Source organism: Natronomonas amylolytica, from assembly GCF_037031205.1.
In the GTDB taxonomy this organism is placed as follows: domain Archaea; phylum Halobacteriota; class Halobacteria; order Halobacteriales; family Haloarculaceae; genus Natronomonas; species Natronomonas amylolytica.
This window is the reverse complement of the sequence record NZ_JAYEZM010000007.1, coordinates 44,252-66,852: the sequence shown is the minus strand read 5'-3', so window position 1 is coordinate 66,852 and position 22,601 is coordinate 44,252. Positions and strand designations below refer to the sequence as shown.

Here is a 22,601-nt window from a genome sequence, read left to right as displayed (position 1 = left end):
CCTATTTATCTCCCCTATGACCGCACCGCCATACGACTACTGGGCGTTCGACCTCGACGGCACGCTCATCGACGTGGAACCCGACTACGTCTACGACGTCTTCGACCGCGTCGGCGACCGCATCGGTTACGGCTTCACCGACGAGCAGGCCGACGCCATCTGGCACGGCCTCGGCGGCTTCCGGAACGACCAACTGGAGGCGTGGGGCGTCGACACCGAGACCTTTTGGGACGCCTTCCACGCCGAGGAAGACCCTCGGGCCCGCGCCGAGGCGACCTACCTCTACGACGACGCGGCCGTCGTGGGCGACCTCGACGAACCGACGGTGCTGGTCACCCACTGTCAGGAGTACCTCACCGACCCGGTCCTCGATACGCTCGACATCCGCGATTGGTTCGACGCCGTCGTCTGCTGCACCGAGGAAACCGGCTGGAAACCCGACCCGGAGCCGGTCAACATGGCGCTTCACGCCGCCGGCGCCGACGACGGCGAGGGCGTCCTCGTCGGCGACGGCCCGCAGGACGTCGGCGCGGCGTGGAACGCCGGCCTCGACGGTGCACACGTCGAGCGCCACGGCCACGAACGGCGCGGGATGTGCGTCGTCGGCGACCACCGCCTCGAACGCGTCGACGAACTCGTTTCCGGGTCGTAGAAGCGGGGTTAGTCGTAGAGTTCGTCCGACAGCGGCAGTTCGAAGTCGCCTTCTTCGACGCTCTCGACTTTCGCATCGAGTTCGAGCGCCTCGCTGCACTCGGGACACGGTAGCGCCAGTTTGACGTGGAGTTCATCGTTCTCCTCGTGGAATTCGAGGATGTCGACGTCACCCGGGTGCAGGTATTCGGCGTCGAGGTCGTGGTCACAGGACATGATAGGACGGTCACGCCGAAGCGCGTTAAAAGTATAGGTCGTGCGGTCCTGGACGGGTATCGACTATCGGGCTTCGTACCCCGGCAGGTCCGCGAGGACGGACTCGGCACCGTCGACGGCGTCGGCAAGCGAGCGAACGCCGGGTTTGTCGGCCCGGTCTTCGGCAGCGAAAACGCGGACGGCTTCCTCGCCGCAGGACACGAAGCCCATCCCGAGGCGCTCGGCGGTCGCCCGGAGGCCGAGCCCGGCGTCGGCCTTCCCCGCAAGCACCTTCCGAGCGGGCGATTCGTGGGCCCGAACCGCGAAGTCGAAGCCGTCGATGGCCTCGACGAGGTCGTGGCGGTCGACGCCCCGCTCGTCGGCGAGGTCGGCGACGGCGTTACCGAGCGTCGTCCGCAGGCCGGCGTCGGTCGTCCGGTTGACGAACCGAACGTCCTCGTCTACGAGGTCGGCGAGGCCGTCGATGTCCTGCGGGTTGCCGGCGGGCACGACCAGCCCCCACTCGCGGCTCCAGCCGCCCAACTCGACCGCGCCGTCGGGTTCCATCTCATCGGTCGTGACGGCAACGTCCGTCACGCCGTCCCGGAGCCGGCGGAGGCCCTGCCGCGCGCCGACCGAGAGATACCGTGGTCGGTCGACGCTATCGAGCACCCGTGAGAGCGCGGGGTCGTCCTCGCCAGCGCCGAAGACCGCGGGCGCGCGCACCTCCGTCGAGAACAACTGGACCTCGACGCGTTCGCCCTCGTCGAGATACTCCACGTCCGGCGGGACGGCGACGACGCCGTCGGCCTCCACGAGGCTCGTCGTCGCGCCGCTGCCCTTGTCGACGGGGTAGACGAGCGTGTTCCCCTCACCGTCCTCTACGAGGCCGGCGGGCATGTACCGAAGTCGGCCTTCGCTGTACCGTTCGCGGACCGCCATCGCGCCCTCGATGGTCGCCGTCTTGGGGTCGGGCAGGCCGGCGGCCTCACGGATGGCGGGCGCGACGAACGTCCGGAAGATGGTCAAAGCCGAGACGGGATAGCCCGGCAGACCGACGTAGGCCGAGCCCTTCAGGCGGCCGACGAGCATCGGCTTGCCGGGCTTGACCGCGACGCCGTGCAACAGGAGTTCGCCCGTCTCCTCGACGACGCGGTAAATAACGTCGACCGCGGACGCGGAGGTCGACCCCGAGGAGAGCACGAGGTCACACTCCTCGGCGGCCTCCCTGAGGGCCGACTCCATCGCCTCGTAGTCGTCGCCGGCGTGGGGGTAGAGTTTCGCCTCGCCGCCGGCCTCTTCGACCGCCGTCGCGGTCGTGTAGCTGTTGACGTCGTAAATCTCGCCCGCGTCGCTATTTAAGGAGTCGCCGGGCCGGACCAACTCGTCGCCCGTCGAGATGATGCCGACCGTGGGCTTGCCGCGAACCGCCACCTGGTCGACGCCCAGCGCCGACAGCAGGCCGATTTCCCGCGGCGTCAGGACGGTGCCGGGCCCGAGTGCGCGCTCCCCGGCGGCCACGTCCGCGCCCGCGAACATCACGCGGTCGCCCGGCGCGAGCGAGGTGCGCACGAGGACGGTATCGTCCTCTCGGTCAGTTCGCTCGACCATAACGACGGCATCGGCGCCCGGCGGCAGAACGGCACCCGTCGATATTTCGGCACATTCGCCAGCGCCCACTTCCACGTCGGGTTCGGCGCCGGCGTGGACTTCGCCGACCAACTCGAGTCGGTTCGGGTCGGCTTCGTCGGCGCCGAAGGTATCCTCGGCGCGGAGCGCGTAGCCGTCGACGCTCGCGCGGTCGAAGCCCGGCACGTCGAGGTCGGCGTCGACCCGCTCGGCGAGGACGCGGCCGCGCGCCTCTCGCAGCGGGACCGTCTCGTCGTCGGGCCGGAGGTCGAGGTCGGCGATGGCCGCGTGGGCCTCTTCGGGGTCGGCCAGGTCGCGGAACTGCTTTCTATTCATGGTACTCCCAGTTTTGGACCGCGACGGTTTCGTCTTCGGGAATCCCCTCCCGGCTTTCCTCGACGACGACCCAGCCGTCGGCCAGCGCGACGCTGGAGAGGACGCCCGACCCGCTGGCGCGAGTGGGCGTGGCTTCGAGACCCGTGTCTCGCGGTTCGCCGTGCTCACCGCTCGATTCTTCCGTGTCGTGTGGCGACACGCTTTCCTCCAGCGTCACCCGCACGAACGTCCGCACGCCGGGTTCGCTCCGTATCTTCCGGGACAACGTCGCCTCCCGCGTCGGCGGTGGATTCAGCGGCATCCGGCCGAGATACTTTATAAGAGGACGCAGGAACTGGACGGCGTTGACGATGGCCGCGACGGGATAGCCCGGCAGCATGACGACCGTGGTGTCTTCGACGCGCCCCAGCGCGACGGGATGGCCGGGCTTGAGTGCGACGCCGTGGACGAGTATCTCGCCCAACTCGTCGACGACTTCGGGGATGAGGTCCCGCTCGCCCACCGACGAACCGCCGGTCGTGACCACCACGTCGCGGGTCAGGTCCCGCTGGACGGCCGCGCGCAGCGCCTCGTGGTTGTCGGTAACGATATTGCGCCGGGTCACGTCGGCGCCCCACCGCTCGGCGAGTCGCGATATCGTAAACCGGTTCGTCTCGATGACCTCGCCGGGGGCGGGGTCGGACTGGACGAGTTCCTCGCCGGTCGGAATCACGGCGACCTCGGGTTCGGCGACGACATCGACCTCGTCGATGCCGGTCGCCTTCAACAGGCCGAGGTCGGAGGGTCGCAACTGGTGGCCGGCCTCGTAGAGGCGCTGGCCCGCCTCGACGTCCTCGCCGACGGGCGCGACGTTCTCGCCTTCGGCGACGGCGTCGAAGACCTCCAGTTCGCCGGCGAGTTGCTCGGTCTGTTCGACCATGACGACGGCGTCGGCACCCTCGGGGAGTTCACTGCCGGTGTGGACCCGCGTCGCGGTATCGGGCCCGACTGAATCGCCGGGACGCAGGACGGCCGGCGAGCGGTCGGAGGCGCCGAAGGTGTCCTCGGCGCGGACCGCCCACCCGTCCATCGCGGCCCGCGGGTAGTGGGGCACGTTCCGGGCGGCATCGATGGGTGCCGCCAGCGTTCGGCCATCGCAGACCGACAGGGACACCCGTTCGGTTCGGTCTATCGGGGCGATATCGAGCAGTTTCTCGCGGGCCGCGTCGACCCGCGTCCGCTCTTTGAACCCCGATTCGCGTACGTCGCTCATACCCCACACTGGGGATGCAGGGGTGAAAAAGGGTGACTCCGCAGCACGCCGACTCTCGCGTCGGCCGCCGTCATCCGTATCAGTTCGGCGCGACCATCACGCTGCCGTCCCGGACGACGAAAAGCGGGTCGTCGCCCCCGGACGCCGTCGCCATCCCGTCGTGGGTGTGAACCTCGACGGCCGACTCGATTGGTTCGGCGAGCGCGTGAGTCTCCCCGGGGGCGAGCCTGACCGTCTCCGTCGATACGCCCGCCGCACTGACGACGATCCGAACGGTCGCCGTCGACGGTCCCTCGTTGTGAATGACGGGGCCACGTGGAGCCCCCGACATCGGGCGACTGGCTCTAGCCATCATGCTAATAATTGTCATGGGGTTATAAGTGTCTTCCGGGGATGTCGATGGCTGACTCGCCGACGCGCGGCGGGTCCGCGGCGAATCGTGTCGTTGTCCGCCACCGAGGATTTTAACGCTCCAGCGACCCTAGCGGTGCCCATGCAACTTCGCGAGGCGTTGGGAGAGCTCCCGGAGACGGTTTTCGCCGACCTGCTGGAGAGCGACGAAGCCTATCTGCTCGTCATCGACCTTCCGGGGGCGACCGAAGACACCGTCGACGTTCGCCTCGAGGACGGCCGCCTTCGCATCGAAGCCCGACGGGAGAAGGACGTGCCGCGGGCGTTCCGGTACGTCACCGAGGAGCGGTCGCTGTTCCTCGATGCCGAACTCCCGCTGCCCTCCGACGTGACCGGCGGCGGCGCCGACGCGGACGTCGAGAAAGGTGTCCTCACGATTCGCCTCCCGAAATCGGCCGACGAGGACGGCCAGCACATCCCCGTCTCGTGAGTCGGGAAACGCGGTCGAGGGCAACCGGGACGACCACGCCGAATCGTGAGGTGTTTCCGTGACGCTGCGCGCCTACCGACGGTTCTTCGTCGTCGCCTACCAGTTCCTCCCCCTGCTGCTCGCCTACGCCCGTGACCGCAACCGATACCTCCTCTTCGGGCCCAGCCGGACGGTTTCGACCGAAACGCGACGCGAGCGGGCCGAATCGCTGCTGGATTCGCTGGTCCGACTCGGCCCCACGTTCGTCAAACTGGGGCAGTTGCTCTCGACGCGGCCGGACGTGTTGCCGCCCGAGTACATCGAGGTGTTCGAGAGCCTGCAGGACGACGTGCCGCCGGCGCCGTGGGAAGAAAGTCGGACGGTCCTCGAAGCGGAACTCGGGCCCGTCGAGGAGGTCTTCGACGAGTTCGACACCGACCCGATAAGCGGCGCCAGCCTCGGGCAGGTCTACGTCGGCGAACTCGACGGCCAACGGGTCGCCGTCAAGGTGCGCCGACCGAACATCGAGGACCTCGTCGAGGCCGACCTTCGGGTCATCCGCTGGTCGCTGCCGGTCCTGATGCGCTTCGTCAGCGAGACGCGCTCGTTCTCGCTGGAGACGCTGGCCGACGAGTTCGAGAAGACCATCCGCGAGGAGATGGACTACGAGCGGGAGCGCCGCATGCTCGAAGAGATCGGCGAGAACCTCGGAGACAACCCCAACGTCCGCGTGCCCGTCGCCCTCTCGGAGCTGTCGACCCGTCGCGTGCTGACCATGGAGTACGTGAAGGGGACGAAGATATCGGAACTCGACGACCTCGACGACCTCGGCGTCGACCGGACGCAACTGGCGAAGACGCTCCAGCGCGTCTACCTCCAGATGATAATCGACGACGGCGTCTTCCACGCCGACCCCCACCCCGGCAACCTCGCGGTCCAGGACGACGGAACCATCGTCTTCTACGACTTCGGCATGTCCGGCCGGGTCGACCCGTTCATTCAGGAGAAGATCGTCGACTTCTATCTGGCCGTCGCCCGACAGGACACCGACGCCATCCTCGATACGCTCATCGAGATGGGGACGCTCAGCCCCGAGGCCGACCGCGAGGTCATGTCCAACGTCATGGAGTTGGCCATCGCCGACGCCCGCGGCGAGGACATCGAACAGTACCGCGTCCAGCAGATCATCGAGCAGGTCGAGGACACCATCTACGACTTCCCGCTGCGGTTGCCCCCGAACCTCGCGCTGGTGTTGCGCGTCGCGACGGTCGTCGAGGGCGTCTGCGTGACGCTGGACCCGGATTTCGACTTCATCGCCGTCGCCACCGACTACCTCCGCGACGAGGGCGTCCTCGAGGAAAGCGCCCGCGGCTACCTCGAAGGCCGCGGCGAGGAACTCCAGCACCTCGGCGAATCGCTGGTTCGCGTCCCGCCGAAACTCGAATCCACGCTGGACCGGGTCGACCGCGGTGACGTAAGCGTCGGCGTCGAACTCGAAAACGACCAACCGCTCGAAAAGCTGGCCAAACGGCTCGTTCTCGGCATGTTGCTGTCGGCCGGCCTACTGGCGACGACGGTTCTGTACGCCTTTGCCACCCTCGAAGCGACGGCGGTCGCGGCGGCCGGGTCGACGCTCCTGATAGGTTTGCTGTGGCGCTCGTTCCGCAAACGCCGCGGCATCCGCGCCAAGCCGCAGTTCACGCGACAGGCCATGCGCGAACGGCAGGACGAGGACTAGACGCCCACCGCGAGGACCAGTACGTGGACGTTCCACGCGACGACGACCACCCCGAGCGTCGCCAACCCCAGCGGAACACCCACGCAGTGGGGCTCCGGAACGCGTCTCCAGAGGACGTAGCATCCTCCGAAGACCGCTACCTTCAGGCCGAGCATCGCCCCGAGGGCGGAATAGCGGAATAGCTGGGCGGCAAGCGGCTGGACTTCGATGACACCTCCAAGCCGGAGGCCGACAGTCGTCGTCACCACGTCGCCGGCGCCGAAACAGAGGAGGGCGATGGCCCACAACCCCATCACGTCGAATCCGGGACCGCTTCCCACGGCCGGTTCGCGGTGACTCATGGCCCCAGCTACGCCGGAGATAGCCATTGTAACATCCAGCTTACCCGTCGAGACGCGGCGGTAACGAGTGGTTTCCGCGCTCGTCGGGCACCCGAGCCTCGGACGGCGCCCTTTTGAGGCCGCCCGCCGACCCTCCGATATGCGCATCGAACCGTTCGCCCTCGAACGCTGGTTCGCCGAGGTGGAAGCCGACGCCGACATCATGCTCGCCGAAAGCGGCGTTCGCCCCCTCGACGCGGGCCGCTTCGATACCGACCCCGGGGAGTTGGGCTACGTCATCCCCACCGCCGGCGACCCCGAGTTCCGCGAGACCATCGGCGCCCACCACGACCGAAGCGCCGAGGAGACGGTCTTCACCTGCGGGACACAGGAGGCCAACTTCCTCGCCTTCCTCTCCGTGGTCGATTCCCACGCCGTCGTCGTGACGCCGACCTACGGGTCGCTCTCGGCGATACCCGCCGCCCTCGCCGAAACGACCGACGTCCCACTCTCGGACCCCGACTGGACCCTCGACGTCGAATCGGTCGCCGAGGCGATTCGCCCCGACACCGACCTCGTCGTCGTCAACAACCCGAACAACCCCACCGGCCGCTCCCACGACGAGGCGTCCATGCGCGCTCTCTACGAGGTCTGTGCGGACAACGGCACCTACCTGCTCTGTGACGAGGTTTACCGCCTACTCGACGAGGACCCGATGCCGCCAGTCGCGAGCTTCGGCCGGTATGGCATCTCGACGGCGGGCGTCTCGAAGTCCTTCGGCCTCGCCGGTCTCCGATTCGGCTGGCTCTGTGGACCGACCGCCGTCGTCGCCGCCGTCGAGAACTGGAAGGATTACACCACCATCTCGCCCTCGAAGTTCGGCCAGCACGTCGCCCGACAGGCGTGGGACCGCCGCGAGGAACTACTCGCCGAGAACCGCGAGCACGCCGCCGCGAACCGGGAAGTGGTCGTCGAGTTCCTCGAGGAACACGACCTCTCGTGGTCGGCCCCCGACTGCGGCACCAACGCCTTCGTCGAGGTTCCCGAGGGATTCGCCGGGGGGGAGTCCTTCTGTCGGAGCCTCGTCGAAGCCGAATCGGTCGTCCTCGCGCCGGGGGAGGCCTTCGACCGCCCCGACTGGTTCCGCATCGGCTTCGGACTCCCGCAGGAGGAACTCGTCGACGGGCTGGCCCGCGTGGGTTCGTTCCTCCAGCGGCACGCCTGAGGCCGCTCGTTTTATATACTCTTATAATAGCCGAGACGCGTCCCGTCGAGCAGATAGGCCTCGCCGTCGGCCAGTCCGTCGGGTAGAAACGGGGAGAGAAAGCCGTCGGCTTCGTTGACGAAGGTGCCGCCCGAGCGGTCGTTGAACGCCGGGCAGACGACCATCCGGTCGCCCACCGCGTCGTAGTCGGGAAATCCCGCGGGGTCGATACCGCCCCGGAGCCAGACGCGCTCGGTGCGACTGCCGCCCACCTCGTCTTCGAGTCGGACCTGCGGGTGTTCATGGGCGGTACACAGCGCCGGTGCGGCAGCAACCTCCTCGGCGGGCCACGTGTGGCCGTGACAGAACCCCACGTCGCCGATTCGGGTTCCGGGACCGTCGACCACGGTCACGTCGGATATCCCATCAGTGACGGCCTCGATACTCCCGTCGTGGTTGCCCTTCGTTATCGTGACCGGGACGCGTTCGGTAACCGTCTTCAACAGCGTCTCCAGTTCGATGCGCTCGGCGCCGGTCGGTTCGCCGATGGCATCCGCAAGGTCACCCAAAAAGACGACGCGGTCGGCGTCGGTCTCGACCAGCAAGCGGAGGAGACGCTCGCGCCGCGTCTCGGCGTTGCTCCGCAGTTCGACGCCGTCCCGGCGGAGGCCCACCTCGATGCCGGCGTGGTAGTCGGCGACGACGAGGGCGCGTTCCGACCCGCAGTCGGCGATTGCGGCCGGCTGGCCGGGCACCGGCTCTATCATTCAGATGGACTTGAGCGTGCCGTCCGAGGGCTCGTAACACCGGCCGCTCATGAGGGCGTCCTGAATCGCCTCTTCGACCTCGTCGGCGGCGACGCCGTGGGATTCGACGAGCGAGTCAACGAGTTCGTCGTGGTCGGCGCCGTCGCCCTCGTCGAGTTCCTCCATCGTCTCCATGACGGCGTCTTCGAGGTCGACCTCGCCGGTGTCGGCCGTCGGTACGGCTTCCTCGGCCGGTTCCGCATCGGGTTCGGCCTCGGGTTCCGGTTCTCCTCCCGCCGCCGCTTCGGGCGACTCTGATTCGGCGGTTTCCGCCTCCGGTTCGGTGCCGCCTTCCTCGACGTCAGTTTCAGCGTCCGGCGTCTCGATGTCGGCTTCCTCGACCTCGTCGGCCGTCGAGAACTCGGTGCCGTACTCCTCCTCGACCTGTTCGCGGGTCTCCTCGTCGAGGTCGAACTCCCCGGGGTCGAAGTCCTCCAGTTCCTCCTCGACCTCCTCGCGGACCTCCTCGTCGGCCTCGAATTCACCGGGTTTCTCGACCGATTCCGAGGCTTCGGTTCCTGCCGTCGCGTCGGTCGGTTCGGGTTCGGCTTCTTCGGTGGGTTCGGGTTCCGGCTCCGCTTCCGGGGCCGATTCGGCTTCCGTAGCCGTCTCGGAGACGTCCGATTCGGCCGTCTCGTCGGCGGGTTCGGATGCTTCGGCTTCGGCCGACTCGTCGGTATCGGGCTCGGTCGATTCCTCGACCGGCTCCGCTCCGGCCTCCGGTTCGCTCGTCGCTTCGACCGCGCCCTCCTCGTCGACGCCGGCCGCGGCGGCCGCGGTCGACGGCGAGGGGGCACCCGACAGGTCGAGCGTCGCGAGGTCGCTCGCATCGCCCATCCCCTCGCTCGGGGACACATCGAGGCGTCGGACCTCCTCGCGTTCGCCCGCGACGACGCGGGCGGCATCGAGAGCGGTCTCCCGGAGGGCTTCGAGGTAGGCGGGCGTCGTATCGTAGTAATCCAGCGCGAGCGCGACGCCGTCTGCGAGGCGCTCGTCGACGCCCTCCTCGATTAGCGCGGCGCGCAACTGGTCGCCGCTCAGTTCGGCCTCGATGGCCGAAGCCATGACGCCGATGCGGTCGATGGTCCGTTCGGCCGTCGTGACGACCCAGCGGTCCCGGGTCTCGGCGTCGACTTCGCTGACCGATTCCGGCCGGACCGACGTGTATATCTGGTCGCCGTCGTCGGGTTCGAAGGTTCGAGCCTTCCCCGAGAGGGCGACGAAGGTCGGCGGCTCGGCACGTTCGAGAAAGGCCAGCGCCTCGGGCTGGTACTGGCCGGCGTAACTGACGAAGGCGCCGGTCGGGTCGACGATGCGGCCGCGAACCATCTCGGGGTTGACGTCGTCGACTTCCGTGAGGACGCCGACCGCGAAAAGGCGGTTGACGCGTGCGCCCGTGGGCGTGACGACGTAGTTCGGCGCGCGCTCCTCGTCGCTTTCGCTGTAGGAGAACTCCGCGTCGTCGAACTCGGCGGCGAAGAGTCTGTACGCGACCTCCCGCCGGCCGGGGCCGGAGTCGCTCATGCGCCCACCTCCGCCAGCAGGTCGCGGGCGCGCGACTCGGGGTCGTCGTCGCTCTCGGCGAACGCCTCGGCATCGAGGTTCGCACCGTACTCGTCGACCGACAGCGCCCCGCGGACGCGGTACTCGCCGCCGACCAGTTTTTCGCTGATGTCGTCGGCGACGACTTCGCGGTCCATCGCATCGCGAGCGTGTTCTAAGGCCTCTTCGAGCGTGCCACCGTAGATCTCCTCGGTCAACTCGCGGCCGAGGACGACGGTGACGGTGTCCGTCCCGTCGTCGAGGATGGCCTTCACGCGCATGTCGTCCTCGGGGTCGACCTCGCCGTGGCTCCGACACTGGTCGTTCTGGACGACGCGGCCACACTCCGGACACCGCTGGATGAGGCCGGAGCCGTCCCGGACCTCGATGACGTTGCCGACCAGTTCCACGTCGAAGACGCCGCCGGCACCGACGGCCTCGCCGACGGTCATCCGGGTCGCCGAGTCGCTGACGTCGACCTCGGGGGCGGGTTCGACCGTCGAAAACTCCGTGACGTTCACCGAGGGAACGCCCCGGTACTCGCGGACGTAGACGTCTTCGAGGCGGACGGATTCGCCTTCCACGATTTCGTCGTGGGGGTCCCAGTCGGTGAAGGGAAGGCGAGCGGTTTCGTCGCCGAGCACGCCGCTGAGGATTTCGGTCTCGCCGTCGCGGCCGTCGATGGTTTTCGATTCGACTTCGACGACTTTCACCTCGACCGTCCGACCTCGGTCACCGGGTTCGAGGTCGAGCAGGTCGCGTTCCCCGCCGATTTCGTAGGGCACTTCGAGCGGTTCGTCGCGCAGGGTGACCGTCGTCGACTCCCCGAGGTTGAGTTCGGGTTCGCCCTCCCACTCGCGGACGCCCGCGTTGCCCGCGGTGATGGTGTCGCCGGGCGACAGCGAGAAGTCGGTCCACGCGGTGTAGGAGATGCGGCCGGTCTTGTCGGCCAACTCCCCCTCGAAGATGGTCTGGTCTTCGCCCTCGTAGCGGATGGAGCGCTTGCCGACCGTCAGCACGCGCGCGGTGACGGTGACGTTGCCCATGTCGGGTTCGATGTCACCCACGTCGGTCTCGGGTGGTTCGTCACCGCCGCCACCACCGCCGCCGTCGCCGTATTTCCGGCGCAGGCTCTGTTTCGCCTCGTCCATCGGCACCGAGTACGAGACGAGCTTCTCCAAGTCCTCTTTGACCTCCGCTTTGTCTACGCCGAGGCTGGAGGCGAGTTCCTCGGCAGCATCGTCTAAGCTCATCGAACGGACGTTGGACAGGGGAGCCCAAAAGCGTTCGCGCCGATGGCTCCCGTCGTCGCTGTGCCCGTCGACCGACGGACGGCCACCTTTTATACTCGCTCGACGAGCGCCTCGTCCCGGCCGCCGATGCGGACGATGGTGTTCTCCGCCGCGTACTCGCGGGCGTAGCCGAGTTTGGTCTCCGCCTCGGCGTGAATCGTGTAGAGTTCGTCGCCCGCGGCGACGGTATCGCCCGTCGACCGGTGCAGTTCGAGGCCGGCCCCCACGTCAGACGGCGCGCCCGCCCGTCGGGCCAGTTCGCTGACCTTGGGGTTGGCAACGTCGGTGACGATGCCGTCGCGGCTCGCGACGACGGTCTCGGTCCGGTCGGCGGGCTGGAGGTCCGACCGGGAGACGTCGGGGTCGCCGCCCTGTGCGGCGACGATTTCACGGAACGTTTCGAGCGCGGCCCCGGAATCGAGGAGTTCGGCCGCCGAGGCGTCGGCGATGTCGGCCCCGTCCTCGCGGGTTATCTCGAGGAGGATGTCGGCGAGACGAAGGCTCTTCAGACGCAGGCCATCGGGACCCTCCCCTTCGAGGACCGCGAGGACGTCACGGGCCTCGAGGACGGGCCCGATGCCGTGGCCTACCGGGTCGGTTCCACGGGTAATCGCACACTCGACCCTGAGGCCGAGATGGTCGCCGACGCGTTTGAAATCGGTCGCGAGTTCGCGGGCGGCATCGAGGTTGGTCACCTTCGCGCCCTCGCCGTAGGGTACGTCGACGATGATGTGGCTCGACCCGGCCGACTGCTTCTTCGAGAGGACCGAGGCGATGGTCTGTCCCGGCGGATTGACCGAGAGGGGGTTCTGGGCCCGGATTATCTTGTCGTCGACCGGCGAGAGGTCGACCGCGCCGCCCCAGACCATACAGCCGCCGACGTCCGCGACGATATCCCGGATTTCGGACAGCGAGAACTCGACGGAACAGAAGACCTCCATCGTATCGGCGGTGCCGGCCGGCGAGGTGACCGCTCGCGAGGACGTCTTCGGCACGGTCAGCCCCGCCGCGACGGCGATGGGGACGACGATTGGGGTGACGCGATTACCGGCGACGCCGCCGATGGAGTGTTTGTCGGCGACGATGGGCTGGTTCCAGTCGAGTGTCTCGCCGACCGCGGACATGTGTTCGGTCAGCGCCTTCGTCTCCTCGAGGGAGAACCCGTTCGTGTGGGCACCACAGATGTACGCCGAGAGTTCGAGGTCCGACAGTCGGTCGTCGTAGATGTCGGCGACGATGGCTTCGAGTTCCACGTCGTCGAGTTCCTCGTCGTCGAGTTTTCGCTTGATGCTCTCGACGGAACGCGGCGGCGGCGCGGTGGTTACCTCGACGTCCGCCGGCGGCCGCCTGAGTCCGTGCGTGACGCCGAGCGTTCCCGCCTCGACCAGTTCGTCGGTAATCTTCACGATGCCGACCTCGGTGGTCCCGTCCCAGCGTATCTCGACGCGGTCGAGGGCGTGGGCGCCCAGCGTCTCCGCGTCGGCGCTGTTGAGCAGGACGACCGGGCGCTTGGTGCCGATATCGATCGACTCGACCGAGAGGTGCATACGCCGATTTCCATCCCCGACGGCTTAAGAACCACCTCCGCATCCGGTATGCGAGGGTCTTGCAACATTGATAATGCTTAACACTCGGCGACACAGAAGAGTGGTATGATGGACGATATCTTCGTCGCCCGATTGATGTCCTCGGAACTGAAGACGGTCTCGCCCGACACGCTCGTGGAGGACGCCGCCGAACTGATGATCGACAACGACATCGGGTCGGTGCTCGTCGTCGACGAGAACAACGGTCTCGAGGGGATTCTCACCTCGACCGACTTCGTCAGCATCGTCAGCGAGCGGAAGCCCAAGGACCGGACGCCGGTCTCGTCCTACATGAGCAGCGATGTCGTCACCACCACCGCACAGACCCCCATCGAGGAGGCCGCCGACCTGATGCTCGAACAGGGCGTCCACCACCTCCCCGTCGTCGACGAGACGGAGGGCGTCATCGGCATCATCACGACGACGGACCTCACCACCTACGTCGCGCGGTTGCAGTCTCGCCCGGCCTGATACGGATTCCTGTAACGATTTACCGGTCATCGCCGATGCGCACTGACGATGACCGGTAAAAGACTACGATAATCCGTATGAGTCGGCCCGTTCGGGTTCCCCAAACGTCAGACGCCTGCCCGACGGGGCTTTTTGTAGTTCGTCGGCCAAGGTTCCCTCCCCGACAATGTCGCCCATAGAGACCGACCCGGCGGATAGCGTGCCGATAGAGGTCAGTCTCGACGCCGACGAGACGGAGGTCCCGGCCGTCGAAGCCGACACCCGCATCGACATCCTCGTCGAGACGGAGGCCTACCCGACCGCGCGTCTCGACGACGGCCGCTACGTCGCGTGGTGGCACACGACCGACTGTCCGGCACCCGACGACCCCGCCACCAGCGAGTGGGTCACCGCGCCGACCCGGTTCCTCGCGGCCGGCACGCTCCACGAACTCTGGGAGAACCCCGCCGCGATGGAGTCGCTGAACGCCTAATCGACGAGTTCGAACTCGATGCGGTGGACGTCGGCGCCCTTCGAGGTGTCGTCGATGACCTCGACGCGGCCGATATCGTCGAGGGAGTCGACGTGCGTGCCGCCACACGGGCACATATCGAATCCCTCTATCTCGACGACTCGAAGCGGGTCGACCGAATCCGGAATCAGGTCCAGCAGCGCCCGCCCCTCCGTGACGTTCGCCTCAACCTGTTCGCGTGGCCGGTTCTCCTTGGTGACCGAGAGGCCGCGCGCTATCACCTCGTTGGTGCGGTCCTCGATAAAGGCGATGTCGTCGGCATCGAAGTTCGCCGGTTCAAAATCGATGCGCGAGCGGTCCTCGTAGACCTGATTGCCCGCCGTCTCGGCGCCGTACTCGTCGAGGACGACCCGCGAGAGGACGTGTTGGGCGGTGTGCATCCGGGTCAGTTTCCCGCGGCGGTCGGCGTCGATTTCGGCCTCGACGGTGGTTCCCTCAGTCGGGACTTCGCCCTCCAGTGATTCGATTCGGTGTCGAACGTCCCCGTGATTCTTTCGAACGTCGCCGATTTCGGCTCGCCCGCCGTCCCACTCGATGACGCCGTGGTCGGCGGGCTGGCCGCCGCCTTCGGCATAAAAGTAAGTGCCATCGAGGACGATGTACTCCGGTGTCGCCTCCGTGACCGTCGCCGAGAACGTTGTCACGTCGTCGCTGTCGGGGAGATACAGCAGGTCGCTCATGCCTACCCGTTGTGCTTCCGATTGCAAAAGCGGTCGGTCCCTCGCGAACCGGCGACGGGCCGCCCTTGGCCAGTGAACTTATATGTTGGTGTCAATCCATGTTCACAAGACTCAGATGTCTTTTTATGTGCCTTCAACCCCAACGGTAAGCCGTATGCAAGAACTCAGCCGACGTCGGTTCGTCCAGGCTACCGGTGCGACGGTTGCGGCCGGCGCTATTGCCGGCTGTACCGGCGACGGTAACGGCAACGGCGGCAACGGCGGAAACGGAAACGGTAACGGCGGTACCGAGACGGAAGGTGGCAACGGCGGTGGCGGCGACGTGCCGCAGGAGATCGCCGACCACCTCGACGGTGCGAACCTCTATGAGGGAAGCATCGAGGACCACACCGGCGAAGACCAGGTGACCGTCTCGGTCGGTGGCGGCGACGGCCTCGCGTTCGACCCGCCGGCCATCCGCATCGACTCGAGTACGACCGTCGTCTGGGAATGGACCGGCGAAGGCGGCAGCCACAACGTCGCGTCCGTCGAGGGCTCCGAGAGCGACTTCACCAGCGACTACTACAGTTCGGAAGGCGAAACGTTCGAGCAGTCCTTCGACAACACGGGCATCCAACTGTACGTCTGTGAGCCCCACCGGACGCAGGGCATGAAGGGCGCCATCGAAGTCGTCTGATAACGGAACGCATCCTCCGGCTTTCTTTTGTAGTTCGACCGCCTAGCAGCGGGTGTGAAACGAGTGACCGAGCGGGTGTCGAACCCCTTCGGAATGCGCGCACCCGGCGAGCCGGCCGTCTACGGCTACGGCGACGCGAACGCGGATTTCCACGTCATCGGTGCCGACGCGGATACCCACGGCGGCGCCGAAACCGGCGTTCCCTTCACGAACTCGCTTGCCGGCGAGCGCCTCCAGCGCGTCCTCCATGCGGTCGGCTTCGCCGCCGAACCCTACAGCGAGGAACCCGACCTCGACAACTGTTATCTCTCCTATCTTCACCTCTCGCCGGGCGACCCCGCCGACCTCGAACGCTATCTCGACGCCGAACTCCGGGCGCTGAACGCCCACATCCTCCTGCCGGTCGGCGACAAGCCGCTGTCGTACGTCCTCGAGGAGTTCACGACGCAGGCGCGAAAGCTCCCCCACGACGCCGAGACGCTCCACGCCAGAGAGGTCCGCGGCCGCGGCTTTCTCGTCGTCCCCATCCGAGAACCCGCCGACTGGGAGGCCGGCGACGAGCAGGCGCTGATCGACCGACTCGAAGCGCTGCTCGACAGCGATTACCGGCAGACGAAAGGCGTCGCGACGCTTGTCGGCTAGCGGCTTTTTACGTCCACTCGATGCGGAAGACCTCGGTGTCGATGTGCTGGGATTCCTCGCTGTGGTGGTCGAACTGGCGGGGAATCTCGAACTCCGCGGCGAAGGCGTGGGTCACCTCGCCGGCGTTGTCCTCCGCGAAGGCCTCGACGAACTCCTCGCTTCCGGCGTTGTGGACCGAATAGGAGACCGCGGCCACCTCGGCGGCGGTTTCGAGGAAGGCCCGGTCGGCGCCCTCGCTGCCCGTCTGAGCGCCGAACGGCGGGTTCATGAGGACGGTCACGTCCTCGTCGGGACACAGCGGGGCCCGCGTCGCATCGGCACGGACCCACGAGACGTCGGTCATCGCGCCCACGCGGCCTTCGTTCTCACGAGCGGTCGATAACGGCGCCGGGTCGATGTCGACGCCGACGACGCGGTTCGGCCCCCGGAGGGCCGCCCCCAAAGCGAGCATCCCCGTCCCACAACCCAAATCGACGACCGTTCGGCCCTCGATGTCGTCCTGCAGGTCCGCGACGTGGACGATGTGCGCCGCCAGGTCCGGCGGCGTGTGGTACTGCTCCAGCGGCGCGCGCGGGTCCTCGAACCCGGCGACGACCGCCAACTCCTGTGCCAACCGTCGGCGCGTCGCGCCCGCCTTTCCGTCCGTCATGTCGCGCAATACTTACCAGAAATTCTTATAGGTTTGTGTATTCCCACTGTTAATATCTCGGCCGCGAATCGGGCGGGTGAACCACGCGATACTTTCTTTCTACCCCGCGTGCAAGTGTCGGACATGGAGTGTCCCCGGTGTGGGGAGGAGTTGGAGCGGTACGCACTGCAGGGTCGGGAGGCGTTCGTCTGTACCGCCTGCGGGTACATCGGCGTCCCCGTCGAACACCGCGGGGAGTACGAGGCGCCGGAGTCGTGGGACGACGCCATCTCCCGGTTCCACGACGTCGACCGCGTCGAATCGGTCACCATCGAGACGACCGAGGAGGACCCGACTCCCGAGTTCATCGACGACGATGGCGAGCCGCTGGACCCCGCGTTCGTCCGCATCGACACCGGGAACGGGACCGAGGCCTCGACGAACGTCGAGTTCGCCTGTACCGTCTGTGGTGAGACCTTCGACTCGCGAGCCGCGTTAGACGGCCACAGCGCCGTACATACGGACGAAGAAAACGAGGCGTAGGGGAGGTTAGTCTTCGGCTTCGGCGGCTTCGGCTTCCTCGCTGTCTCCGCCGTCGCCTTCCTCGGTTCGGGAGGCGACGAGCGCGCCGCGAGCGACGCTGTAGAGCGGTTCGTCGGCCTTGCGCACGTCGCTGATGGAGAAGGGAATCTCGGCCTTTTCGAGGCGCTCCTCGAAGAGCTTCTCGAAGCCGGGCGGGCTCGCGGTGCCGCCGGTGACGACGACGGGCACGTCGAGGCCCTCCTCGACGTCCTCCTCGTTGACCTCGCGGGCGATGTTCTCGATGACGTAATCCAGCAGGTTGTCGTAGTAGATGGACAGCGCGCCCTCGACGCCGCCGGCATCGGTCGTGAAGTCCAGCCGGAAGTCGTCCTCCTTGATGGAGGTGACCTTGTCGATCTTCTCGCCGGTCGCCGTGGCGGTCTGTTCGTCGACCCAGTCGCCACCGCGAGCGACGGAGAAGGTCATCACGGGGACGGCGTAGTAGGACAGACAGACGTTGGTCATTCCGGCGCCGAAGGAGATGCCCAGTCCCGTGAAGTTCGAGTCGGCCAACTCCGAGTAGATGACGGCCATACCCTCGTTGATGGGTTCGGGGTCGTAGCCCATGTCGGCGAGGAACGATTCGAGGGTCTTCTGGTGGTACAGCGTCGAGAGGTCCGAGTCGATGGGGTCGGCGGGCGTCGAGAAGTGGACCCGCTCGTTGGGCCGTTCGGGTTCGCCGACGACCTGTTCGATGATGAGTTTGATCATCGGGATGGCGGATTTCTCCTCGCTGGAGAGGATGCCGTGTTTCATCGGCCGTCGGGTCTCCTCGTTGAAGATGTTCGCGAAGTTCAGGGCGTCGTCGCCGACGACGTACACCTTGTCGTCCTTGCGGATGTGGAGGACGTCCGAGCGGGAGAGCATGCGCTCGGCCATGTCGCTGTATTCGATCTCGACGAAGGAGTTCCGCTGTGATACGAAGACCGTCTCGTTTCCTTCCTGTTTGGCCGAGACGATGTTCATCGTCCCGACGTCAATGCCGCGTGCCATACTGGATGGGGCGGTGGGTCGCTAATAAAGATACTTGCCAACTCACCCCATGCAATTCGCTCGCCTGCTCGCGGGTCGCGATATCTGGAACTCTCAGCCGACTAGGCGCTGCTTCAGTCGTTCCCAGAGGCTATCGGGTTCGGCCTCGGCCTCCTTCCGTTGCTGTTCGCGGAGTTCCTGCAGGGCCGCCGCCTGGTCGTCGACGCTGTCGCTCGTGTCGGTTCGGTTCTCGCCGCCCTTCAGTCCCTGCAACGCCGACAACTGGTCGTCGACGCTCTTCGAGCGGTGGACCTTCGCCGAGGACTGGTCGAGGTTCTCGCCCTCCAGTTCGGCGTCGGGCGTGATGTTCAGCCGCTCGGTTTCGACCTTCTCGACGCCGCCCCAGTTGATTTCCGTACTCGACATGGCCTCGTCGATGTCCCGCTGGACCTGCTCGTCGGTCACCTCGGGGTCGGCCGCCTCCTCGGCGTCCTCGGCGGCGGTCCCGGGGCCGCCGCTGACACGCTCGATGTGGTAGCTGACGAGGGCCGCGGCCGTCGAGGCCAGTACGCTCACGACGCCGACGGCGTAAATCGTGACGCCGCGGAGGCTGTAATCGGCGCCGGCGTTCCAGTCGCTCGGATACACCGAGACGAAGAAGGCGATGGCCGCGACGGTGACCACCAGACCGCCGGCGGCCACGTACAGCGCCCGGCGGTCCGCGGGCAGCAACACGACGACGGAAAACAGCACCAGCGGGAGGCCGAAGGCGCCCGCTGCGAAGGCTATCTCGCGGAGCCAGAACACCTCGCCCGCCAGCGCGGCCCGCTCGATACCGAACAGCAGCAGGCCGACCAACCCGAGGCCGAGGCCGCCGAAGAACAGCGCGAAGCCGAGATAGACGTCGGTACGTCGGTCCGGTTCCCCGATGTAATCCCGATAGAGTGCGACGAGTCGGTCCTCGCCCGACCCGTCCGTGTCGGCGGTCGTCATTGGCACCTCCTTTCGAGCGGTGGCCTATGACTGTTGGGCCTGTAACCTCGCGGCGAGGTCGCTCCCGCGGTCGAGCGCGCGGCGTCCCCACTCGTCGGCCGCAGCATACAGCAGGTGCGTCCGCGCGACCGTTCGCGCGTCGTCGCCCGCGGTGGCGCTTCGGTCAGCCGACCGGACGAGAATACCGCCCCGAGCGGCGAGTTCACGCTGGAGGGCGTCGCCTTCAGCGGCGCGTTCGAGGGCCTCGATCGCGTCCCGCTTGGCCGCTACGATGGCGTCGGTCGGCATCTCGCCGCCATCGAGGCGGTCGGTCGTCCGGGTGACGGCGACGTCCAGCGCCGCGAACTCGACGAGCCACGCGGTCATATCGAGCAGTTGGCCGAGCGGGCCGACCCGCTCGGCGTCGCGTTCCGCCTCCCTCGAGAGCCACTGTTGGCCCCGCCGGCCGACGTGAATGCGGATGCCCCGGAGTTCGCCCTCGATGCTGGCGCCGCTCGGCGGGTCGCGGTCGGCGTAGGTTTCGACGATGGACTCGACCTCCCCGCGGAGCCCCGAGGACACGTCGTCGATGGCCGGCCGGAGCGACGGCCGGTTCCCGTCGGTCGCCGTCTGCATCAGGCGTTCAGCGTCCCGGCGATTGCGACGATGGACCTCAAGTTCGCGCCGTGCGAACCCGATGGCGATATCCAACTCGTCGCGTTCGGGGTCCGCCTCGTCTAGCGGCGCCCGTGCCCGGTCGAGGTCATCGAGCCTGTCGAGCGACGCTTCGGCCGCTCGCAGGGTCGGCAGGTGTTCGACCAGCGGGTCGGCGACCCGGTAGGAGAAGTCGTCGATGAGTGCTTCCGTCGCGGCCGCCTCCGTATCGAGTGCCGCCTCGATTCCCGCCCGGTCGACGTCGCCGAGGCGGGCCTCGAGGTAGCCGACTGCGAGCGCGACGTCACGAACTGCCCGCTCGATAGTCGAGAGGGCCCCCTCGGAGGGACCCGCCTCACGGGCGGACTCGAGTTGTGTTTCGGCGCGTTCCGGAAGACCCTCGGGCTCGTGCTGGAGGCGGCGCCCGAGTTCCTGCAAGTCGAGGTCTTCGCCGCGGTCCAGCGCCGACCGCAGGTCGGCGATGAGGCGTTCGGTGTCCTCGATTGCCGCCTCGAGGTGGTCGTCGGTGACGCGAACCGCGCCGGGTATCTCCGGCCGGTCGAGTTCGGCGGCTTCCTGCAGGGCTTCGGCCTTCGTGCGCGGGACGTCGACCGGCGTCACCGTTGGGTAGTCGTCGCTCGTCGTTTCGTTACAGCCGGCGAGGGCGACGAGGGCGCTCGCAGTTCCGAGCAGGACGCTACGACGAGTGGAGGGCATCGAGAGAAACCAAAGTCGGCCGTCGATAAACGTTTTCGGGCGCTTGGGGAGTCCTCCGGCGCTACCAGGTGCCGTGGAACGTGTCGAACTCGAGGTCCTCGAGGTCCTTGTTGCCGACGGCTATCTCGTACTCGCCGGGCGTCAGCATCGGCTGTTTGAACTGCGGGCCGTCGTCGGTCGTGATGCGCGGACACCCGGTGTTGACGTAGGCGTCCAGCCCGAAGTTGGTCAGTCGGTCCGGCGTCACCTCGTCCATCGTCAGCAGGTAGGCGTTCTCGTTGTTATCGACGATTTCCTGGGCCTTCTCCCAGCGGCCCTGGCCGATTTTGGTGCAGTAGATGACGCCCCACTCCTCGGCGTCCATCGCCTTGTGGACCGAGGCGTAGCGCTGCTTCATGAACTTCTCCGTGTCGGCGACCTTGACGACGTTATTGACGGGGTCGGCGATGACGACCGTCTTGTCGGGGTGTTCCATCGCCAGTCCGAGCGGGTGGAACTTGCCGCCGCCGACGTAGAGAATCTGGTCGGCGTCGACGTCCGCGGAGGCGTAGTTACAGCCGAGGACCTGTCCCTCGTGGGTCAGGCGGTCGTCGCCGCGGCGGACCTCGACCTCGTAGCCGCGGTCTTCGAGCCACGAGCGCATCTCGTCGAACTTGTTCATGTGCTGGGCCGTCGTCACGAGGCCGACAGCGGGGTCATCCTCGGGGTCGGCGAGTTCCGCCAGCGACTCCTCCATGATGGGGGTGACTTCGACGTTCGAGAAGAGGGGCACGTAGATTATCTTCTCCGATTCCTTCATGGGGGAGTGGCCGAAGTGGACGAAGACGTCCGTCCGGCGCATGACCTCGGTGTCGAGGTCGCAGGCGCCGTAGCAGGGCTGCCCCGAAATGAGGACGTTGACGTCCTCGGGCAGGAGTTCCCGCAGGTCGTCGGCGACACGCGGGGCGCGTCGCTTGAGGCCCTCGGGGAACTGCAACCCGACGGTGCTGGCCTCTCGCTCCTCGACCGCATCCACGATGCGGTCGAGTTCGTAATCCCACGTGCGCTCGTGTCGGAGCGACATCCCGGTGTTCCGGAGGTCGCCTTCGGTTCGTTCCGACGATTCCTGACTCATTGGCCCCGAATTACCGTCGCGGACGTTTAATCTCCGCGCTTCGATACCCCGGGCTCGGCGGCGCTCGTGTTCCGAAGTGTCCCCGATTCCTGTGGGGGTCGGTTCCGGCACCGTTGTAGCCATCCGGCACCTCTTTAGGCGCGAGGCACGAAACGCGTCCAATGAGCGTCGAGACGACCCCCGAAGGCGACCTTACCAGCGACGTGGACGAACTCGCGACGGAACTCGGCGAGGCCATCACGGACCTGCCGGCCTATCAGGCGTTCCTCGAAGCCAAGCAGGCCGTCGAGGCCGACGAGGAACTGCAGGAGGAGATTCGCGAGTTCGAACAGCTCCGCGAGGAGTTCATGATGGCCCGACAGACGGGCGATGCGACCAACGACGACCTGCGGGAACTCCAGTCGGCCCAGCAGGAACTCCACGAGAAGCCCAAGATGTCCGACTACCTGCAGGCCCAGTCGGAGGTCGAACTCAAACTGCAGGAACTCAACGAAATCATCTCCGAGCCGCTGGAGGTCGACTTCGGACAGAAGGCCGGCGGCTGCTGTGAGGACTAAAACCGGCTAAGCCCCGCCCCGTATCGCCGTCCTTTTTGCGTGTTCACCTCCCAG

25 protein-coding genes are annotated in these 22,601 nt (G+C 67.0%); 10 read left to right on the top strand and 15 right to left on the bottom strand.

Going from position 1 to position 22,601, the window contains the following annotated elements; all coding sequences use genetic code 11:
• The first annotated feature begins 16 nt into the window (after window positions 1-16).
• Window positions 17-652, top strand: a complete 636-nt coding sequence (locus tag U5914_RS11420) for an HAD family hydrolase (RefSeq protein ID WP_336135893.1) — start codon at window positions 17-19, stop codon at window positions 650-652.
• An 8-nt stretch (window positions 653-660) separates the two neighbouring features.
• On the opposite strand, the gene U5914_RS11415 is transcribed toward U5914_RS11420, so the two are convergent.
• From U5914_RS11415 to U5914_RS11400, 4 genes are all read right to left on the bottom strand, one after another.
• Complete coding sequence (locus U5914_RS11415; protein ID WP_336135892.1) at window positions 661-867, bottom strand: hypothetical protein; 207 nt, start codon at window positions 865-867, stop codon at window positions 661-663.
• Window positions 868-930: 63 nt separating this feature from the next.
• The gene (locus U5914_RS11410) at window positions 931-2,811 is read right to left on the bottom strand and encodes a molybdopterin biosynthesis protein (protein WP_336135891.1); all 1,881 of its coding nucleotides are present in this window, start codon (window positions 2,809-2,811) and stop codon (window positions 931-933) included.
• A complete protein-coding gene (locus U5914_RS11405) occupies window positions 2,804-4,063 on the bottom strand; it encodes a molybdopterin molybdotransferase MoeA (protein ID WP_336135890.1) in 1,260 nt (419 codons plus the stop codon). Before U5914_RS11405 ends, U5914_RS11410 begins: the two co-directional genes overlap by 8 nt.
• 79 nt (window positions 4,064-4,142) lie before the next feature.
• Window positions 4,143-4,415, bottom strand: a complete 273-nt coding sequence (locus U5914_RS11400) for a hypothetical protein (RefSeq protein WP_336135889.1) — start codon at window positions 4,413-4,415, stop codon at window positions 4,143-4,145.
• A gap of 141 nt (window positions 4,416-4,556) precedes the next feature.
• On the opposite strand from U5914_RS11400, the gene U5914_RS11395 reads away from it, so the two are divergent.
• Both U5914_RS11395 and U5914_RS11390 read left to right on the top strand, forming a co-directional pair.
• Window positions 4,557-4,904 carry an Hsp20/alpha crystallin family protein gene (locus U5914_RS11395; RefSeq protein ID WP_336135888.1) on the top strand — a complete coding sequence of 116 codons (348 nt, stop codon included), beginning with the start codon at window positions 4,557-4,559 and terminating at the stop codon, window positions 4,902-4,904.
• 58 nt (window positions 4,905-4,962) lie between these two features.
• On the top strand, window positions 4,963-6,621 hold the full coding sequence (locus U5914_RS11390) for an ABC1 kinase family protein (RefSeq protein ID WP_336135887.1): 1,659 nt from the start codon (window positions 4,963-4,965) through the stop codon (window positions 6,619-6,621).
• Here the strand turns inward: U5914_RS11390 and U5914_RS11385 are convergent.
• Complete coding sequence (locus U5914_RS11385) at window positions 6,618-6,962, bottom strand: DUF5658 family protein (RefSeq protein ID WP_336135886.1); 345 nt, start codon at window positions 6,960-6,962, stop codon at window positions 6,618-6,620. The two genes, U5914_RS11390 and U5914_RS11385, sit on opposite strands and share 4 nt — an antisense overlap.
• Window positions 6,963-7,101: 139 nt before the next feature.
• Here U5914_RS11385 and U5914_RS11380 point away from each other — a divergent pair, with 139 nt between their 5' ends.
• The gene (locus U5914_RS11380; RefSeq protein ID WP_336135885.1) at window positions 7,102-8,166 is read left to right on the top strand and encodes an aminotransferase class I/II-fold pyridoxal phosphate-dependent enzyme; all 1,065 of its coding nucleotides are present in this window, start codon (window positions 7,102-7,104) and stop codon (window positions 8,164-8,166) included.
• Window positions 8,167-8,177: 11 nt separating this feature from the next.
• On the opposite strand, the gene U5914_RS11375 is transcribed toward U5914_RS11380, so the two are convergent.
• From U5914_RS11375 to U5914_RS11360, 4 genes are all read right to left on the bottom strand, one after another.
• Entirely contained in the window at window positions 8,178-8,912 is a 735-nt protein-coding gene (locus tag U5914_RS11375; RefSeq protein ID WP_336135884.1) for a metallophosphoesterase, read from the bottom strand.
• Window positions 8,913-10,475, bottom strand: coding sequence for a hypothetical protein (locus tag U5914_RS11370; RefSeq protein WP_336135883.1), 1,563 nt, complete (start codon window positions 10,473-10,475; stop codon window positions 8,913-8,915).
• On the bottom strand, window positions 10,472-11,746 hold the full coding sequence (locus tag U5914_RS11365) for a Single-stranded DNA binding protein (protein WP_336135882.1): 1,275 nt from the start codon (window positions 11,744-11,746) through the stop codon (window positions 10,472-10,474). Before U5914_RS11365 ends, U5914_RS11370 begins: the two co-directional genes overlap by 4 nt.
• 89 nt (window positions 11,747-11,835) lie before the next feature.
• The gene (locus tag U5914_RS11360) at window positions 11,836-13,332 is read right to left on the bottom strand and encodes an AMP phosphorylase (protein ID WP_336135881.1); all 1,497 of its coding nucleotides are present in this window, start codon (window positions 13,330-13,332) and stop codon (window positions 11,836-11,838) included.
• A 108-nt stretch (window positions 13,333-13,440) separates the two neighbouring features.
• On the opposite strand from U5914_RS11360, the gene U5914_RS11355 reads away from it, so the two are divergent.
• Both U5914_RS11355 and U5914_RS11350 read left to right on the top strand, forming a co-directional pair.
• Entirely contained in the window at window positions 13,441-13,842 is a 402-nt protein-coding gene (locus tag U5914_RS11355) for a CBS domain-containing protein (protein ID WP_336136037.1), read from the top strand.
• 166 nt (window positions 13,843-14,008) lie between these two features.
• Window positions 14,009-14,314 (top strand): hypothetical protein, encoded by a 306-nt coding sequence (locus U5914_RS11350; protein ID WP_336135880.1) that lies wholly within the window; start codon window positions 14,009-14,011, stop codon window positions 14,312-14,314.
• Here U5914_RS11350 and U5914_RS11345 read toward each other — a convergent pair.
• Window positions 14,311-15,033, bottom strand: a complete 723-nt coding sequence (locus U5914_RS11345) for an alanyl-tRNA editing protein (RefSeq protein ID WP_336135879.1) — start codon at window positions 15,031-15,033, stop codon at window positions 14,311-14,313. The genes U5914_RS11350 and U5914_RS11345 overlap by 4 nt on opposite strands.
• 154 nt (window positions 15,034-15,187) lie before the next feature.
• Between U5914_RS11345 and U5914_RS11340 the strand changes: the two genes are divergently transcribed.
• Both U5914_RS11340 and U5914_RS11335 read left to right on the top strand, forming a co-directional pair.
• Window positions 15,188-15,709, top strand: coding sequence for a halocyanin domain-containing protein (locus U5914_RS11340; protein ID WP_336135878.1), 522 nt, complete (start codon window positions 15,188-15,190; stop codon window positions 15,707-15,709).
• A gap of 54 nt (window positions 15,710-15,763) precedes the next feature.
• On the top strand, window positions 15,764-16,351 hold the full coding sequence (locus U5914_RS11335) for a uracil-DNA glycosylase family protein (RefSeq protein WP_336135877.1): 588 nt from the start codon (window positions 15,764-15,766) through the stop codon (window positions 16,349-16,351).
• Between the two features lie 7 nt (window positions 16,352-16,358).
• On the opposite strand, the gene U5914_RS11330 is transcribed toward U5914_RS11335, so the two are convergent.
• Entirely contained in the window at window positions 16,359-17,000 is a 642-nt protein-coding gene (locus U5914_RS11330; protein ID WP_336135876.1) for an METTL5 family protein, read from the bottom strand.
• Between the two features lie 123 nt (window positions 17,001-17,123).
• Here U5914_RS11330 and U5914_RS11325 point away from each other — a divergent pair, with 123 nt between their 5' ends.
• Window positions 17,124-17,522, top strand: coding sequence for a zf-TFIIB domain-containing protein (locus U5914_RS11325; protein ID WP_336135875.1), 399 nt, complete (start codon window positions 17,124-17,126; stop codon window positions 17,520-17,522).
• 6 nt (window positions 17,523-17,528) lie between these two features.
• On the opposite strand, the gene U5914_RS11320 is transcribed toward U5914_RS11325, so the two are convergent.
• The 4 genes from U5914_RS11320 to dph2 form a co-directional block, all read right to left on the bottom strand.
• Complete coding sequence (locus U5914_RS11320) at window positions 17,529-18,554, bottom strand: disk-shape morphogenesis protein volactin (protein WP_336135874.1); 1,026 nt, start codon at window positions 18,552-18,554, stop codon at window positions 17,529-17,531.
• 93 nt (window positions 18,555-18,647) lie between these two features.
• Window positions 18,648-19,526 (bottom strand): cell division protein CdpA domain-containing protein, encoded by an 879-nt coding sequence (locus U5914_RS11315; protein WP_336135873.1) that lies wholly within the window; start codon window positions 19,524-19,526, stop codon window positions 18,648-18,650.
• Window positions 19,527-19,550: 24 nt separating this feature from the next.
• Complete coding sequence (locus U5914_RS11310) at window positions 19,551-20,876, bottom strand: hypothetical protein (RefSeq protein ID WP_336135872.1); 1,326 nt, start codon at window positions 20,874-20,876, stop codon at window positions 19,551-19,553.
• 61 nt (window positions 20,877-20,937) lie between these two features.
• Window positions 20,938-21,990 carry a diphthamide biosynthesis enzyme Dph2 gene (dph2, locus tag U5914_RS11305; RefSeq protein ID WP_336135871.1) on the bottom strand — a complete coding sequence of 351 codons (1,053 nt, stop codon included), beginning with the start codon at window positions 21,988-21,990 and terminating at the stop codon, window positions 20,938-20,940.
• Window positions 21,991-22,151: 161 nt separating this feature from the next.
• Between dph2 and U5914_RS11300 the strand changes: the two genes are divergently transcribed.
• On the top strand, window positions 22,152-22,547 hold the full coding sequence (locus U5914_RS11300; RefSeq protein WP_336135870.1) for a YlbF/YmcA family competence regulator: 396 nt from the start codon (window positions 22,152-22,154) through the stop codon (window positions 22,545-22,547).
• Window positions 22,548-22,601 lie beyond the last annotated feature (54 nt).